We start from the raw sequence: 16,252 nt of genomic DNA, 5'->3' as shown, positions 1-16,252 counted from the left end.
ATGCGTACTAATTTAATTTACAATCAGAATATCCTAAGAGCTTCATGTTTCCTATTTTTTGTTTTAGTTTCCTGCTCCGTTATGGGGCAGGTTAAACAAAAAAAGCAACTTACTCCGGCAGATTATCATTTGTGGAGTACAATGGAGTCGACAGGCATTTCAAAGACAGGTTTATGGGTAAGTTATGGGTTGCACTACAACTCGGATAGGGATACTTTATTTGTTCGCAAGAATGATGGAAAGATAACATACAGTTATCCGTTTGGTACAAGAGGGAAATTTTGTGGTGACAGTTGGTTTGCCTGTGACAATGGGAAAGCTATGAGCTTAACCAATTTGAAGAATGGTAAACTTGAGGTGTTTACAGCTGCAGGTGATTATGAATTTAGCAGTAATGGCAAGTACCTGTTTGTATTTTCGAGAGCAGTAGATAATCGCAAAATGTTGACCATTCGTAATCTGCTAAATGGTACTACAGAAGTGGTTGAAAATATCAGTTGTTGGCGTTTTAACAGTGATAAAACTATGTTGGTGTATGGCATTCAAAATGAATCAGGTGGCTCGGCTACAGTCATATCCTTTCAAAATACTATTGAGCGTATGGTGCAGTTACCTTTTACAGGCAATGTTGGAACCAATGTGGTGTGGCAAAAAAACAGCGGCTCATTTGTAATGGTATTGCAATCAGTAAGCGAATCGACCAAAATGAATGTTACCAGTGCAAAATTGGCTCACTACCGATTTAGCGACAATAAGGTCAGCTTATTAGATCCATTGGTCACTAATGGATTTTCAAAAGACAAACATATTGAGTCTCCTGATGCTGAAAGCCTAAAAATTTCAGATGATGGTAAAATGGTTTTCTTTCAGGAGGTGCCAAACATGATAAACAACCCTTATAAAAATCCATTGGTTGAAGTTTGGCATGGTGATGACAAATTACTATACAGCGAACGAGCACAGTACGATTCCTTTGATGATTGGGCAAAAGTTGCCGTTTGGTATCCGGATGCTACTGCTGTTTTTGAGTTCATGTCTAAAGAAACCCACTTAAAGTTATCGGGCGACCATCAATTTGCCGTAACCTCTAGTATGGAACCTTGCGAATTGCAGTTTAGGTATTCGCCCGATAGGGACTATTATATCACAAATCTGGTAACCAAAGAGCGTAAACTGTGGATGCAGTGCCATTCACCCGAATTGCATCATACCATTATGTCTCCTAATGGTAAATACATTGCCTATTTTAAGGATGGAAATTGGTATAGTTATGATATTGCTACTGCAGCGCATAAAAACCTAACTAGCACTATGGGAGTTCCTGTATATGATGAAGCTAACGATATTGGTGACAAGCCGGATGCGTATGGTTTTGCCGGATGGACTTTAAATGATAAGGCAATCGTCATTTACGATAAATTTGATGTTTGGGAAGTTAAGACAGATGGAACGGATGCAAAAAGGATTACCAAAGGCAGAGAGAAAAGCATTGTTTGTCGCATCACCAAGACAAAAGCAACTGAAGGGTCATTTAATGGGGTGTATGATAGCGATGTAATCGATTTGAAGAAGCCGTTGGTACTTAAAGCCTTGTCACCTGACGAGAGTATGCAGGGCTATTATGTTTGGGAAAATGGGAAAGAAAAGCCTTTAGAGTTTAGCGCGCATCGAATCTATGACCTGAAAAAGGCGGAAGCTACCAATACTTATATTTGGCTTGAGGAAGATTACGAACATCCGACCAGCCTTCAGTTTAAAAATGGTGCAATCACTAAAACGGTGTATCAATCTAACCCGCAACAGGATAATTACTTTTGGGGAAAGGTCACATCGATAAACTATATGGGTGCAACTGGTAAGCCGATTAAGGGATTACTGTATTATCCTACTGATTATGAAAAAGGGAAAAAATATCCCATGATAGTACGCGTCTATCAAAAGACATCTGATCAACTGAATTATTACAGGAATCCTTCCAATACTGTTTATGATGGATTTAGCATCGTTAATTTTGTGACCATGGGTTATTTTGTCTTATTGCCGGATATTGATTATAGTTTGGGTAATCCTGCTGACTCTGCGGTAGTTTGTACAACTGCGGCAGTCAACAAAGTACTTTCGATGGGCGATGTCGATTCACAAAGAATTGGATTGATTGGACATTCTTTTGGAGGGTATGAAACAAGCTATATTATCACAAAAAGTAATCTGTTTGCGACCGCTGTGGCAGGTGCAGCGTTTACGGACCTATTGAGTGAATATCTAACAGTAAGTGATAATTACAAAAAAGCAGAATTTTGGAGATACGAGTATTTCACTAACCGCATGATAAAACCTCTGTTTGAGGATTTTGATGGGTATATTCATAATTCATCGGTATTTGATGCACCAAACATAAAAACACCATTACTACTTTGGACGGGAGAAAAAGACGGGCATGTTGCTCCAACGCAATCTATGGAATTATATCTTGCTATGAGAAGACTGGGTAAAAAAGTAACAATGTTGAGATATCCTAACGAAGACCATAATCTCGAAAACCCTGCTAAACAAGCAGATTTGATAAATAAAGTAATGGAGTGGTTTGACTATTATCTTAACGATAAACCTAAAAAAGATTGGATGGGAAATTGAGAAGCCTTAATACAAATGAGAATGCAGTTCCGATTGGAACTGCATTACTCTTTTAAATAAAAATACTAAGGAATTTTATTTAATGGATTTGGGCAGCTTGTTGTGCTCACGAAATCGTAAAGCTGATTAGAACCCTGCTTGCAAGGAGGTCCAATTTCGGTTCTACACATAACGTTGGTAAGAACGCAGTTCTCACCATCGATATGAGTGTAACCCCATTTGTTAACCAATTTTGTGGCTTTTTTGTCCATTGCATTAGTATGCATAGCGCCAGCTAAACCAAAAGCGACAACCGCTACTGGTAGAATCAATTTAAAAAATTTGATTTTCATAATAGTAAAATTTAAAAGTTACGATTTACTCTTTTATACAGGTTTTCAATCTTATCCCTGAAACCGGCCAGTATATTTTTATATTAGAATTCTTTACTTGAAATTTTCTGTTACAGACTTTCTAAGTTTGTAAACGACAATTTTTGAACCTATGAGTGCGTATAATTTAGCCCCTTCAATATAGAAGCTGCGCATTTTTTTACCATCAGTATTGTAGATATAAAAGCTCAACAAATAGGAACGATTTTCCAGGTTGTATAAATCGACTATGGCAGCCTTTTTCCACATTTCTAAACTTTCATATTTGCCGGGTAAATTAGACGAAACAAATAAAGTGTTCTTAAAAACTGCACTGGTGTTATTGACGGTTAAAGGTGGTGCCGATAATTTTGTTTCGCCCGAACTTGAAATTGTTACCACTTTTAAATTGGCGTGCGCTGTAGTGTCGATAGTATTTCCACGATATAACAGTTTGAGATTTTTATCCGTAATACTAAATTGGTTTCGATAGGTATAGATATAAACAAGCTTTTCAAATGCTGCATCATATATTACTTGACCATCAGTATCAAAAACGCCATCAATTTGTTTTTCGATTACTTTAGGTTCAAATTTTATAGATGTAGTATCGGTCAAATCAAACAAACCCAGTGTATTTGTTTTAGTCTTTTTTAAAATTGTGCGGAATGCTATTTTAGTTGAATCGACAGGCACGAATTGTGAAAAATAGGGATCACCGCGCATAATGTAAGATGCCTTCCAATCGGTTGTTTTGCCTTTGAAAATACAGGGAACATTACCGTCAACCAGATAAAAATAGGACCCTAGAATTTTTATTTGAATAGTGGTAAACGGCAGGTTCATTTTATTGAGCTTTATTTTGTGAATTGTTTTGTTTTGCAAAGTGCTATCGATTTCCAGAATTTGAAGCGGTGCAGTATAGTTGCCAAGATAAATTTTGCCGCTATTACTTCCGGCAAAGTAGTAGGAATCAGCTTTAAGATTCATTTCTTTATCCAGAACTGCCGGAAAGTGTGGAAATCTGCGAGTGAAATTATTGTGGTGATGAATTAAATTTTCCGACATATAAAATAATGCGAAAATGAGCCCGATGCTCACAAGTCCTCCACAGCCAATCATTATGTACTTTATAGTTTTTAATCCGGGTTCAGACAATAAAACAGCAATGACAGAAAGGATAATAAATGCTATATTGAAAAGCATGTGTTGGTTCCAAGACATATCTTCTAAAATTCCGCCACAAGAACAAGGAATAAAGGAGCTATAATTTAAGATTATGTAGATGTATGCTGTGAACATTACCATTAGACTGTAAGCTGTAAATAATCCAATCATTCTACATCGCGGGATTAAAAGCAGGCAACAAATAACGAGTTCAATTGTTGGGACAGCATAAGAAACACTTTCTGCATAAGCACTTAATAATGGTGACTGACCGAGTTGCACCTGAAAGTTTTCGAAGTCGAGTATCTTGCTTATTGCAGCATAGGTAAATAAAAGGATATACAGCAAACTAATGGAGTAAATGATGTTGGTTTTTAGGTGTAGCGACAGTTTCATTTTATAGGTTTTGGTTGTGTAAAATTCTGTAAATGAAAATCTTGAAAAATGGTGATTTGGGAATTTGAATATGCAAAAAAGATGTTGGCTTGTTAATCGTCATTATTCAAACGGTTGAGGTCACTGGGTGTGTAGTTGTATTTTTTCTTAAATGCCTTAAAGAAATTAGTGTAATCGTTAAATCCACATAAAAAAGAAATTTCCTTTAGCGGAATAGCTGTTTGCTGAATTAGAAAATGCGCTTTTTTCAAACGCTCGTCATTGTAAAATTGATAAATACTTGTCTTAAGAATATTTCTAAAATTTTCCTTCAGGGTAAACTCATTTGTTCCAAACATCTTCGACAGCTCTTTTGTTGTTGGTAATGGTTCTTCTAAATTATTTAAGATGTAGTCCTGTACTTTTTGAATAATGACTGTTGCAGGATCATTTCCAGCTAAGATTGGATTGGTAAAGTTGTGAGGGTTTAAATAGTTTCCCAATTGCATTTTCTCAGCCACTTCATTTAGTGATTTGGCAAGTTCATCAAACTTTAAATCCTGCCCATCTGACTGAATACGATATGACAAGTTACCTGTCGCCATTTCTAAAAGCATCCGGTAAATAGCTTTGATTCGTTGTTGGTTTTGTTCTGTGTCCATGCAATTATATATAGTAAAGAAGTAGCAGGAATGAATGGGTGAAGTGTCGACAAAGCTATATAATGCAATTTTCCGAATCAAGAAGTATAGTGTGTGATTCGGGAATTAAACACCCTAATTTTGAAGTTTTTTTTCAATAAAAAAGCATTGCTGTTTGATTGCAATGCTTTTAATATTTTGAAAATTTATTTTGATTTTAACCGGTGTAGCTTAATAAAACTTTGCCATCTTCGGAGTTCATTATTTCCTGCAATTTATCTCGTAAAACTTGCATATCGGCACTCACTTTAATATCAAGTACTCGTGCATAAACTTGTGTGCTTTTTAAGTTCTTATGTCCAAGCATTTTACTTACGCTTTCGATTGGCACTCCGTTACTAAGTGTTACCGTGGTTGCAAAGGTATGTCGTGCTACGTGGAAGGTTAAGTCTTTGTTTATACCACAGACATCCGCAATTTCTTTTAGGTAACTGTTCATTTTTTGATTGCTTAGAATCGGCAATACGCGATTTTCATTTATACATTTAGGGTTGTTAGAATATCTATCAACGATTTCATTGGCAATTGGAAGCATAGGAATATTTGAAGGGCCATCAGTTTTTTGCCTATTTTTAAATATCCACTTGATTCCATCTATACCAAGAGAAATATGTTCTGGTGATAGTTGTTTAACATCAATATATGCCAGACCTGTATAGCAACTGAAAACAAAAATATCTCTAACCAATCTGAGGCGTTCCGAAACAAATTTTTTCTGGTAAATGGTTCTCAACTCAATTAACGTTAAATAATCTCTTTCGACTTCTCTTACTTTAGCTTCGTATTTAAGAAATGGGTCGCGGACAATCCATTCATTTTTGAGACAGATGTTGATTATCTTCTGAAAATTCTTCACATACTTTACTGCTGTGTTGTGGCAACAGTTTTTTTCTGATTTCAAGTAAAACTCATACTCAGTCACAAACTCGTAGTCAATATCGGCAATGTTCATATCGGCGACTTTATACTTCCATAGTATAAAACTTTCTGTGTGTTTTAAAGATGTATCATATCGTTCGGCAGTTCCTTCGGCATATTCATCTGGAACCAAAGCCCACATTTTTCTGTTATGCTCCTTGAAAATTGGAACTATCATATACTTTGCTTGATCAGTTCCAGTAACTTTTGATTTGACAACCGCTGCAGTAACCGGTTTTTTATCTTTTATCGCCATGTGGTGTGCATCGTAGATTTCCTGTTCAAAGGTTTTCAAATAATTGTTCATCGATTTTACTTCCTGAGTTCTGCCAGTAAGTCTTTGCAGTTTATTGTCCCAAAGTTCCGGTTGGATTGCTCTCTTGCATGAGATTTCTTTTGGAATACCGTCGATTGTGATTCGTGCATAAAGTGGCACTGTTCCGTTGGCTTTTTGTTTGTTCTTTTTGAGAAGAAAAAGAAGGCTGAAAGTTTTGTTCATAATGTGTAAATTTTAGATTTATAAAATTATCTATCAATCACACCTGACACAAGATGTACAATATTTGAACAGGTTGGTAGTCAGGTCGTTCAGCGAATTTTAGTGACCCATTTACGTTGAAATAAATAGGTCACTAAATAGGTCACTGATACGATACCATTTAATGAACTTCTTTGATACAGCTACAAAGCAAAAAACGCCGTAAAACTTTAGTTTTACAGCGTTTTGCTTCAAATTACCTTTCGGTCAGCGGAGAAAGAGGGATTCGAACCCCCGGACCTGTTACAGTCAACAGTTTTCAAGACTGCCGCAATCGACCACTCTGCCATTTCTCCAATAAGTCGGGCATTAATTTCTTAATGCGGTTGCAAATATAGCAACCTTTTTCATTTTGCAAAAAGATTTTGACTAAAATATCTACTTATTTTTCGCGAAAGTCCTATTTGTTTCACTAACTGATAGTTAGTTGCTAAAATAACTACTTCAAGCTTTTAATTTTGTACTTTCAACCTCGTACATCGTACTTCTTGCTTTTAAACTTGTACTTCTTACTTCCAACTTCGTACCTCGTACTTAATAAGGCACGTATTCCGTAATCTCCAATCCGTAGCCAATCATACCGACACGCTTGGTTTGGGTGGTGTTCGAGATGAGTTTAATCTTCGCGATACCAATATCGTGTAGAATTTGGGCACCAATACCAAAGTCTTTGATGTCCATTTTTATTTGTAGCGCTTTCAAAATACCTTCTGATTGTAATTGTTTCAATTCTATCAATCGATTCAATAAATCGGAAGAAAGTCTTTTTAAATTAATCAAAAAAAAATAATACCTTCAAGGAAACTTGAAGGTATTATTTAATAAAAATTCCAAACGTATTAACCTCAAATGATGTTTGAACTTTTTTTGTTAATTCACTATTTTCTTGGTGGCTTTTGCTCCGTCAACAGTAGTGACTTCAACCAGTAATACTTGGTTGGAAACACCCATATTGATTCGGGTTTCTGAAGCATTAATGCCTTTTCTCTCAATCAGCAATCTTCCACTGATATCATATAGGCGTGCTGTTCCCATCATAGTAGTTCCGGTATTGATAACAACATCATGCTCTTGATGATAAACGACCATAGTATTTGAGTTAAAATGGTTATTAGGTGTACCCAGTAGAGTTTGATATACTATTTCAAAGCGATTAGCAAAAGTACCTGCCGCTGAAGCAAAAGTGTAAGGGCCATTGCTTAAATTGTGATAAGCCCCATTTAAATTGTCTTTAATAAAAATAGCCTGAGTGTTTCCGGTAAACAATCCGTCAACATGATCAATAGCAATGGTATAATTGCCTGCGGTTGTTGCTTTAAAATTAAGAGGTACAATGTCACTAGCGTCAAAAGGCAATGCTCTTCCTTGAATGGCATAAGGAATGGTTCCAATTAGCGAAGTCAAGGCAATATCTCCATCATTAATATAACGACCATCAATACCAACATCAGCGCCTTGAGTTGCGTTTGTACAGTAGCCTATTAAAGCCTGAGAAAAAGCACCGGTTGCGCTGGTGGCATTCAACCAGATTCTATTGCTTTCCACAGTATTGGTCACATTAGCATTTCTAAAAAATTGATTGGCATGATTATCAACACGCATGGTATTATTGAAATTAAGAGTGGTTCCGTTGCCGGTTCCTTCTACAAAGAAGCCTTGTCCCGTTTGAATAACGCCATTCAAATCAAAAGCCTCTGCATCTCCGTTACTGGTAAATCCCAGTGAACTCCATGAGCAGTAGCTTGGACTTAAAATGTTATTGGTTTTTCGCCAAAAATAAAGTGTTCCGGTGATGTTAGCACTGTTAGCAGCAACGAAATCGGTTACATTCAAAGGCGATGGATAAGGGTTTCCAACTAGATTGAGTCGGTTGCCGGCTCCTCCATCAACCATGACATAGCTGTAGTCACCATTATTTGGAACTCCTGTAAACTGACCTTCCCAATTGGTAGCTGTAGTTGGATGGTTATTTGGCATTCTGATCAAATATCCTTTGGCAGGAGCAAAGTTGGTAGTAGCTGGGTCAACAAGGGTATATAGATTTGTATTGCTGGAAGTGGCCGGCGGAACTATCGCTTCATAAGTGGTGTAAGTATAAAAACGATTAGTCAAAGTCATCGGTGAAAAATTCAACAGTGTCTGACTTCCGGTAACCGGACTTGACCACAAAGTATAATCCAATCTTTTCAATGCCGAGCTATTGCGTTTCATAGTAATAACACCTGAATTAGAGTTGGTCGTTCCTCCCTGAATCAAATTCGCGTTATTATTAAAAGTAACTGAACTTCCCGTTTCCACCGTCAATGCTCCATTCAGCGTTACAGTGTCTCCCGAAGAAATAATCACAGTAGTATTATTTGTAACTGTCAGCGAATAAGCCGTGATCCCTGTTCCTCCCGAGGTAAAAGGGGCGGCGATAACAGCGGCAGTTGTAGCCGTTGGAACTCCATTATTCCAAGCAGGGGTTGTGGCAGGAGCTGTTATTGTCCATGTAGATGAATCGGTTGCTTGTCCGTAACCTAAAAAAGTGCATCCAAAGCAAATCACTGTAAATAGGGTTTTGATTGCTGTTGTGTGTAATGATTTTTTCATAACTGATATGTTTAAGATTAGGGTTTTGTATTTATTTTGGTTCCAATTACCTATAAATCATAATGGGTTAGTATTTTGATTATTGTTTAGGGTTTAGGATTTACCATAAGCAAACTTATTCTCAATTCGTGATGTTTTTAGAGAATTTAGACGAAATGCAACTTTGGAGTCGACGAATGGTATTTTGCCTTCGGTGAATGGAAATTATTCAGATTAAATGCAGTTGATGCAAGCATTTTTTTTTGGTTTTGAAGTTTTATAGAAAAAAGGTTAACCCTCAAGAAATGAGTGAAAAAGAAATAAATATTGATTTTAAATGATTTTTTAACAAAAAAATCGCATAAAAAATCAAAATAAAAAGTTAAATTTGAAAATAATACCACTAAGAATATTTTTTCCATTCTCTTTTAACCTCTCAAAAAAAGAATTATTTTAATATAGAAAAATATGATTGGAAAAAAGGCCTTATTTGAATTTTTCAAGATTTCACCTACGCCAAGTTTGGTTTTGACGCCAGACTCTCCAAAATTCACTATAGTAGATGTTAATGAAGCCTACCTTAAAGCAACCAATTCAAAACGGACTGATTTAATTGGGAAAGGAATTTTTGAAGCTTTCCCCGATAATGATGCCGACCCAACCGCTGACGGAGTCAAAAATTTATCCCAATCGCTGCATACTGTTATTAAAACCAACAAGAAGCACAAAATGGAGATTCAAAAATATGACATCCCTATTCGAGGTACGTCCAAATTTGAGCCTAAATACTGGGAGCCTGAAAACATTCCGTTGTTTAATGATACAGATGAATTAAAATTCATTATCCACTGTGTAAGAGATATTACTGAAAAAATAACCGCAAAAAAGCAGGCTAAAGAGTTTGAATATTTTTTCAACAACAGTAATGACTTTTCTTGTATTGCCAACACCGAAGGGTATTTCGAGATAACTAATTGCAGCTTTAATAAGGTATTAGGCTATTCCGAAAACGAATTAACTACGAAACCGTTTATTGACTATGTGCATCCTGATGATATAGCGCAAACATTACAAGCGTACAACCAATTAAAAATGGGAGCCTCTGTAATTCATTTTACAAACCGTTACCTAAAAAAAGACGGCAGTTATATCTGGTTGGATTGGAATGCTACTCCTAATCCGGTTACCGGGAAACTCTATTGTATTGCCCGAGATGTTACAGAACGCAAAAAAGCAGAAGAATCCCTTAAATTATTAAATGAAGAATTAGAGCAAAGGGTTTATCAGCGCACGGCAGAAGTTGAAAAAGCCCTTAAAGAGAACACTATTATACTGGAAAGTATTGGTGATGCTTTTTTTGCAGTGGACAAAAATTGGACCGTCACCTACTGGAATCGCATCGCTGAGCGTGATCTTAGCGTAATGAAAAATGAGATTATAGGTAAAAATCTATGGGAGGTATTTTCAGATAGTATTGATTCGGAATCCTATAAAAAATACCATCAGGCCATTAAAACCCATAAGGTAGTGCATTTTGAGGATTATTATCAGGCTTTAAACAAGTGGTATGAAATAAGCGCCTATCCTTCCGAAAATGGCCTGGCAGTTTATTTTAAGGATATAACGGAAAGTAAAAAAGCCAAAAAAATAATCGAGGAAAGCAACGAACGTTTTGAATATGTTACCAAAGCTACTTTTGATGCCATTTGGGATTGGAATATCAAAGAGGATAAAATATTTTGGGGAGACGGTTTTGAAAAAATATTCGGCTATGAGCTGTCCGAACTCAAAGACGATAGTGCCGCCTGGATACAAAACATACACCCGGAGGATATCCAAAAAATAACGGAGAGCTATTATACCATAGTTAAAAGCAAAGAGACCAATTGGATAGAAGAATACCGATACAAAAAAAGCAATGGCAAGTATTGTTATGTCATCAATAAAGGAATTGTCATTCGCGATGCTGACGGCAAGGCAATCAGGATTATTGGGGCAATGCAGGACATTACTAAGAAAAAAGAGGAAGAATTACGTTTAAAACTGTTAGAATCCGTAATCACCAATACGGCTGACTCTATTTTAATTACTGAAGCTGAGCCACTGGATGAGCCGGGACCAAGAATTGTATACGTCAACGACGCTTTCACCAAAATGACCGGTTATACTGCGGAAGAAGTTGTGGGTAAAACGCCCCGGATACTGCAAGGTCCAAAAACTGACAAGGAAGAATTAAAAAAATTAAGCGCTGCCTTGCGTCTATGGCAACCTTATGAAGTAACCTTATTAAATTATAAAAAAAACGGTGAAGAGTTCTGGGTGCATCTCTCTATAAATCCGGTTGCCGATGCTACAGGATGGTTTACCCATTGGATTGCTATTGAACGGGATGTAACACAGGAAAAAAGAGAAGAAGAAAGACTTAAATTATTGGAATCGGTAGTTACTAACACCAACGATGCCATCGTGATTAAAGAAGCATACCCTTCAGACGAATCAGGACGAAAGATTGTTTATGTCAATGAATCATTTACCCGAATGAGTGGTTATGCTCCTGAGGAAATCATAGGTAAAACACACCAATTATTGCAAGGAAAAAAAACTGATACCGAAGAGCTCGACCGTTTTTACAAATCATTGGATGAATGGAAACCCTGCGAAATTACCATCATTAATTATACTAAAAGCGGTAAAGAATATTGGGTAAACCTGTCTTTGAATCCGGTGACTAATGACAAAGGGGAATACACCCATTGGATTTCAATTGAACGGGATGTAACCGAGAAAAAGATAGTTGAAGAAGAGTTACTCAAACGATTAAAAGAAATATCCGATTATAAGTATGCCCTAGATGAATCTTCTATAGTAGCTATTACCGATCAAAAGGGTATTATAACCCACGTGAATGATAATTTTTGCAAAATATCCAAATATTCCCGCGAAGAATTATTAGGACAGGATCACCGTATTATTAACTCCGGCTATCATCCCAAAGAATTTATCAAACAACTCTGGACCACTATCGCTAATGGTAAAGTATGGAAAGGCGAATTAAAAAACAAAGCCAAAGATGGCACCCCTTATTGGGTAGATACCACTATTGTTCCTTTTCTTAACGAAAAAGGAAAACCATATCAATATGTAGCCATACGCTCTGATATAACCGAAAGAAAGGTTGGTGAAGAAGAATTATTCATTCAAACGATTAAAAGAAATATCCGATTATAAATATGCCTTAGATGAATCTTCCATTGTAGCTATTACCGATCAAAAGGGAATTATAACCCACGTAAATGATAATTTTTGTAAAATTTCCAAATATTCACGCGAAGAATTATTAGGCCAGGATCACCGTATTATTAACTCAAGCTATCATCCAAAAGAATTTATTAAAGAACTCTGGACCACTATTGCTAAGGGTAAAGTATGGAAAGGTGAGTTAAAAAATAAAGCCAAAGATGGCACACCATATTGGGTAGAGACCACCATTGTTCCTTTTTTGAATGAAAATGGGAAGCCTTACCAATATGTAGCGATACGTTCTGATATAACCGAAAGAAAGGTTGGTGAAGAAGAATTATTCAAACGATTAAAAGAAATATCCGATTATAAATATGCCTTAGATGAATCTTCCATTGTAGCTATTACCGATCAAAAGGGAATTATAACCCACGTAAATGATAATTTTTGTAAAATTTCCAAATATTCCCGCGAAGAATTATTAGGCCAGGATCACCGTATTATTAACTCAAGCTATCATCCAAAAGAATTTATCAAACAACTATGGACCACTATTGCTAAGGGTAAAGTATGGAAAGGTGAGTTAAAAAACAAAGCTAAAGACGGCACCCCTTATTGGGTTGATACCACCATTGTTCCTTTTTTGAATGAAAATGGGAAACCTTACCAGTATGTAGCGATACGTTCTGATATAACCGAAAGAAAAAACCAGGATCTCAAAATAAAAGAAGCAACCCAAACTTTGACGGATACCCTTGAGAGTATTCAGGACGGGTTTTACACGCTGGATTCTGACTGGAATGTAAGCTATTGGAATAAAGAAGCAGAAAGATTATCAGGCAGAAGTAAAGAGCAAATGATTGGTAAAAACTTTTGGGAGTTGTATGAGGGCCGACTTTCTGAAAAAATCCATGATGCTTTTTACAAAGCCAAATTTCAAAATAAGCCTGTCCGATTAGAAACCTATTCTAAATTGTTAAATTATTGGTTTGAGTTAAATGCCTTCCCATCAGAAATGGGTTTGACGGTTTATTTCAAAAACATTACCGACAGAAAACATACTGAGTCTAAACTCAAAAAAATGAACCGGGCCTTGGAGAACCATGTCAAAGAATTGGCAATTTCCAATGAGGAACTCGAACAGTTTGCCTATGTTGCCTCGCATGATTTACAGGAACCTCTAAGAATGGTTACCAGCTTTTTGACTCAAATTGAAAAGAAATACGAAAATGTGCTTGATGAAAAAGGCAAAAAATACATCTTTTTTGCGGTTGACGGTGCCAAACGAATGCGCCAGATTATATTAGATTTACTGGAATTTTCAAGAATTGGTAAAAATGAAACCAAGCTCGAAGAAGTAGATTTAAACACTATTGTTGAAGAAATCAAATTGCTGTACAAAAAGCAGATCGAAGAAAAAAATGCCGAGATAAATTATACCCAACTGCCTGTAATAAAAACCCATGCCGCTCCTATAAAGCAGGTTTTCCAAAATTTAGTAAGCAACAGTTTAAAATATTCCAAATCAAGCCAAACACCCATCATTACCATATCGTGTCATGAAAGTACTTCTTCGTGGAAATTTGAAATTAAAGACAATGGCATTGGAATCAATCAGGAGTATTTTGATAAAATATTTATTATTTTTCAGCGTTTGCACAGCAAAGAAGAATATTCGGGAACCGGCATGGGGTTAGCCATCACGAAAAAAATTATAGAAAACTTAAAAGGCCAGATTTGGTTAGAATCTAAAGCGAAAGAAGGAACTACCTTTTATTTTACCATTCCAAAAAAATAAATATTTAAGACATGAAAGCAATTCACATTTTATTGGTTGAGGATAACGAAGGGGATATTCTTTTAACTACCGAAGCTTTAGAAGAAGGCAAAATAATTAATAAAGTAAGTGTCGTCAAAGATGGCAAACAGGCCATTGATTTCCTTAACCAAAAGGAACCTTTTGAAAATGCGGTCTTGCCCAATTTAATTTTGCTCGATATTAATTTGCCTAAGAAAAATGGTCACGAAGTATTGCAGTATATTAAAGAAAGTAAACATTTGAGATATATTCCCATAATCATGCTTACCACTTCTTCCTCGGAAAAAGATATTATTAAAGCATACAACCATTACGCCAATTGCTTTATCACTAAACCGGTTGATGTAAATGAATTCATGTTGGCTGTGGCCAAAATTGAAAATTTCTGGGTTAGCATTGTTCAACTCCCTTAAATCTTAATAAAATGAAATTCATTAAAGACGATAAACCATACCAAATTGTAGTCATTGAAGACAATCAGGGAGATTATATTCTGATTGAAGACTATTTACAAGAACATTTTGTAGCTCATACGATTTCTTGGGCGAAAAATTTTAAAGAAGCGAGATCTATCCTAACGGATTCCTCATTTCATTGTGACCTGGTACTGTTAGACCTTTCTTTACCTGATAAAAGCGGTGAGGAACTCATCAGCGAAATGTCGTTACTTTGCCATGAGATTCCTTTCATCATTTTAACAGGGTATTCCGATTTCAACTTTGGCCTTAAATCCTTATCGCTTGGGGTTTCGGATTATTTGATAAAGGATGATTTAGATGCCCATATATTATACAAAAGCATTGTTTACAATATCGAAAGAAAGAAAACACTACTTCAATTAGAAACATCCGAAAAACGCTATAGCGATTTATTTCACTTAAGCCCACTGCCTATGTGGGTTTATGATATTAATACTTTACGATTTTTAGATGTTAACTTAGCTGCAGAAAAACATTATGGTTATACTTTACAGGAATTCTTAGGGATGACCATCAAAGACATAAGACCGGCTGAAGATGTACCGGAACTGATTAAAAGAATTGAATTATTAAATGAAAAACCAGGCGCCTATTCGATCGGGAATTTCAGGCATCAGAAAAAAAACGGTGAAATCATCAATGTTGAAATCCAAAGTAATGTCATTCCGTTTCAGAATACTACCGGTAGACTTATATTAGCTAATGATATTACAGAACGGGTAACTCATGTTGAGGCCATTGAAAAACAGAATGAAAAACTTAAAGAAATTGCGTGGATACAATCGCATTTAGTGAGGGCTCCTTTAGCCAAAATCATCGGCCTAGTGGATATCATTAAAAATTATGGCCTTGATGATGCTGAAAGCAAAACAATGTTAGATCATTTATTAGAATCAGCGGAAGAGCTGGATACTATTATAAAAGACATTACCGTAAAAACATCAGCTATAAATCTTAATAAAAAATAATAGCTTATAATGAAAAAACAATTACTTTAGAGTTTTTTATATCCGTAAATTAACCCTAAAATGCAATGTTGAAATCATTAAACATACTTTTCATTGAAGACGATACTATTGAGGTGATGAAATTCAATAGGGTCATTAATGGATTGGGATTAGACCATCAAATTATAGCGGCTGAAAATGGTGTAGTTGCTTTAGCAATTTTAAAGGAAAGAGATCGTCTTCCGGATATCATCATATTAGATTTAAATATGCCCAAGCTCAATGGAATTGAGTTTTTAACACTTTTAAAAAATGACCCAATATTAAAATATATTCCGGTCGTCATATTAACTACTTCCAGTAATTTTAAGGATGTAAAGGAATGTTATAATATAGGCATTGCAGGTTATGTTTTAAAGCCTTTAAAATATGAAGATTATGTATTTAAAATACAAAAATTATTGGAGTATTGGAGTTGTAATGAATTAATAACTGAATAAATTAATGTATATT

General features: G+C 35.8%; 11 protein-coding genes, 1 tRNA gene and 1 pseudogene. 6 read left to right on the top strand and 7 right to left on the bottom strand.

Going from position 1 to position 16,252, the window contains the following annotated elements; all coding sequences use genetic code 11:
- Positions 1-2,634, top strand: a complete 2,634-nt coding sequence (locus P1K33_RS11655) for an alpha/beta hydrolase family protein (protein ID WP_284653152.1) — start codon at positions 1-3, stop codon at positions 2,632-2,634.
- A gap of 65 nt (positions 2,635-2,699) precedes the next feature.
- Here the strand turns inward: P1K33_RS11655 and P1K33_RS11650 are convergent, their stop codons facing one another.
- The 7 genes and pseudogenes from P1K33_RS11650 to P1K33_RS11620 all read right to left on the bottom strand — a co-directional run bounded on the left by P1K33_RS11650 (position 2,700) and on the right by P1K33_RS11620 (position 9,275).
- Positions 2,700-2,966 (bottom strand): DUF6520 family protein, encoded by a 267-nt coding sequence (locus P1K33_RS11650; protein ID WP_284653151.1) that lies wholly within the window; start codon positions 2,964-2,966, stop codon positions 2,700-2,702.
- 93 nt (positions 2,967-3,059) lie between these two features.
- Positions 3,060-4,547 carry a MauE/DoxX family redox-associated membrane protein gene (locus P1K33_RS11645; protein ID WP_284653150.1) on the bottom strand — a complete coding sequence of 496 codons (1,488 nt, stop codon included), beginning with the start codon at positions 4,545-4,547 and terminating at the stop codon, positions 3,060-3,062.
- A 92-nt stretch (positions 4,548-4,639) separates the two neighbouring features.
- Complete coding sequence (locus P1K33_RS11640) at positions 4,640-5,188, bottom strand: helix-turn-helix domain-containing protein (RefSeq protein WP_284653149.1); 549 nt, start codon at positions 5,186-5,188, stop codon at positions 4,640-4,642.
- 196 nt (positions 5,189-5,384) lie between these two features.
- A complete protein-coding gene (locus tag P1K33_RS11635) occupies positions 5,385-6,644 on the bottom strand; it encodes a site-specific integrase (protein WP_284653148.1) in 1,260 nt (419 codons plus the stop codon).
- A gap of 250 nt (positions 6,645-6,894) precedes the next feature.
- A tRNA-Ser gene (locus P1K33_RS11630) sits at positions 6,895-6,979 on the bottom strand.
- Between the two features lie 238 nt (positions 6,980-7,217).
- Positions 7,218-7,460: pseudogene (locus tag P1K33_RS11625) on the bottom strand (GTP cyclohydrolase II); the annotation flags it as partial.
- A 93-nt stretch (positions 7,461-7,553) separates the two neighbouring features.
- The gene (locus tag P1K33_RS11620; protein ID WP_284653147.1) at positions 7,554-9,275 is read right to left on the bottom strand and encodes a RemA C-terminal-like gliding motility protein; all 1,722 of its coding nucleotides are present in this window, start codon (positions 9,273-9,275) and stop codon (positions 7,554-7,556) included.
- A gap of 447 nt (positions 9,276-9,722) precedes the next feature.
- Between P1K33_RS11620 and P1K33_RS11615 the strand changes: the two genes are divergently transcribed.
- The 5 genes from P1K33_RS11615 (at position 9,723) to P1K33_RS11595 (ending at position 16,239) form a co-directional block, all read left to right on the top strand.
- Positions 9,723-12,482, top strand: a complete 2,760-nt coding sequence (locus P1K33_RS11615) for a PAS domain S-box protein (RefSeq protein ID WP_284653146.1) — start codon at positions 9,723-9,725, stop codon at positions 12,480-12,482.
- Positions 12,433-14,292: a PAS domain-containing sensor histidine kinase gene (locus P1K33_RS11610; RefSeq protein ID WP_284653145.1), complete on the top strand. Its 1,860-nt coding sequence runs from the start codon at positions 12,433-12,435 to the stop codon at positions 14,290-14,292. Before P1K33_RS11615 ends, P1K33_RS11610 begins: the two co-directional genes overlap by 50 nt.
- An 11-nt stretch (positions 14,293-14,303) precedes the next feature.
- Positions 14,304-14,726, top strand: coding sequence for a response regulator (locus P1K33_RS11605; RefSeq protein WP_284653144.1), 423 nt, complete (start codon positions 14,304-14,306; stop codon positions 14,724-14,726).
- 11 nt (positions 14,727-14,737) lie between these two features.
- Entirely contained in the window at positions 14,738-15,760 is a 1,023-nt protein-coding gene (locus P1K33_RS11600; RefSeq protein ID WP_284653143.1) for a PAS domain S-box protein, read from the top strand.
- Between the two features lie 65 nt (positions 15,761-15,825).
- Complete coding sequence (locus tag P1K33_RS11595) at positions 15,826-16,239, top strand: response regulator (RefSeq protein WP_284653142.1); 414 nt, start codon at positions 15,826-15,828, stop codon at positions 16,237-16,239.
- Positions 16,240-16,252: the final 13 nt, after the last annotated feature.

The sequence above is a fragment of the Flavobacterium terrisoli genome (assembly GCF_030167905.1).
Lineage (GTDB): Bacteria > Bacteroidota > Bacteroidia > Flavobacteriales > Flavobacteriaceae > Flavobacterium > Flavobacterium terrisoli.
This window is presented reverse-complemented; position numbering and strand designations above follow the sequence as displayed.

Coding starts and splice junctions, on each gene's coding strand:
- P1K33_RS11600 (WP_284653143.1), top strand. CDS start 14,738: ATGAAATTCATTAAAGACGATAAACCATACCAAATTGTAGTCATTGAA.
- P1K33_RS11650 (WP_284653151.1), bottom strand. CDS start 2,966: ATGAAAATCAAATTTTTTAAATTGATTCTACCAGTAGCGGTTGTCGCT.
- P1K33_RS11640 (WP_284653149.1), bottom strand. CDS start 5,188: ATGGACACAGAACAAAACCAACAACGAATCAAAGCTATTTACCGGATG.
- P1K33_RS11620 (WP_284653147.1), bottom strand. CDS start 9,275: ATGAAAAAATCATTACACACAACAGCAATCAAAACCCTATTTACAGTG.
- P1K33_RS11605 (WP_284653144.1), top strand. CDS start 14,304: ATGAAAGCAATTCACATTTTATTGGTTGAGGATAACGAAGGGGATATT.
- P1K33_RS11655 (WP_284653152.1), top strand. CDS start 1: ATGCGTACTAATTTAATTTACAATCAGAATATCCTAAGAGCTTCATGT.
- P1K33_RS11645 (WP_284653150.1), bottom strand. CDS start 4,547: ATGAAACTGTCGCTACACCTAAAAACCAACATCATTTACTCCATTAGT.
- P1K33_RS11595 (WP_284653142.1), top strand. CDS start 15,826: ATGTTGAAATCATTAAACATACTTTTCATTGAAGACGATACTATTGAG.
- P1K33_RS11635 (WP_284653148.1), bottom strand. CDS start 6,644: ATGAACAAAACTTTCAGCCTTCTTTTTCTTCTCAAAAAGAACAAACAA.
- P1K33_RS11615 (WP_284653146.1), top strand. CDS start 9,723: ATGATTGGAAAAAAGGCCTTATTTGAATTTTTCAAGATTTCACCTACG.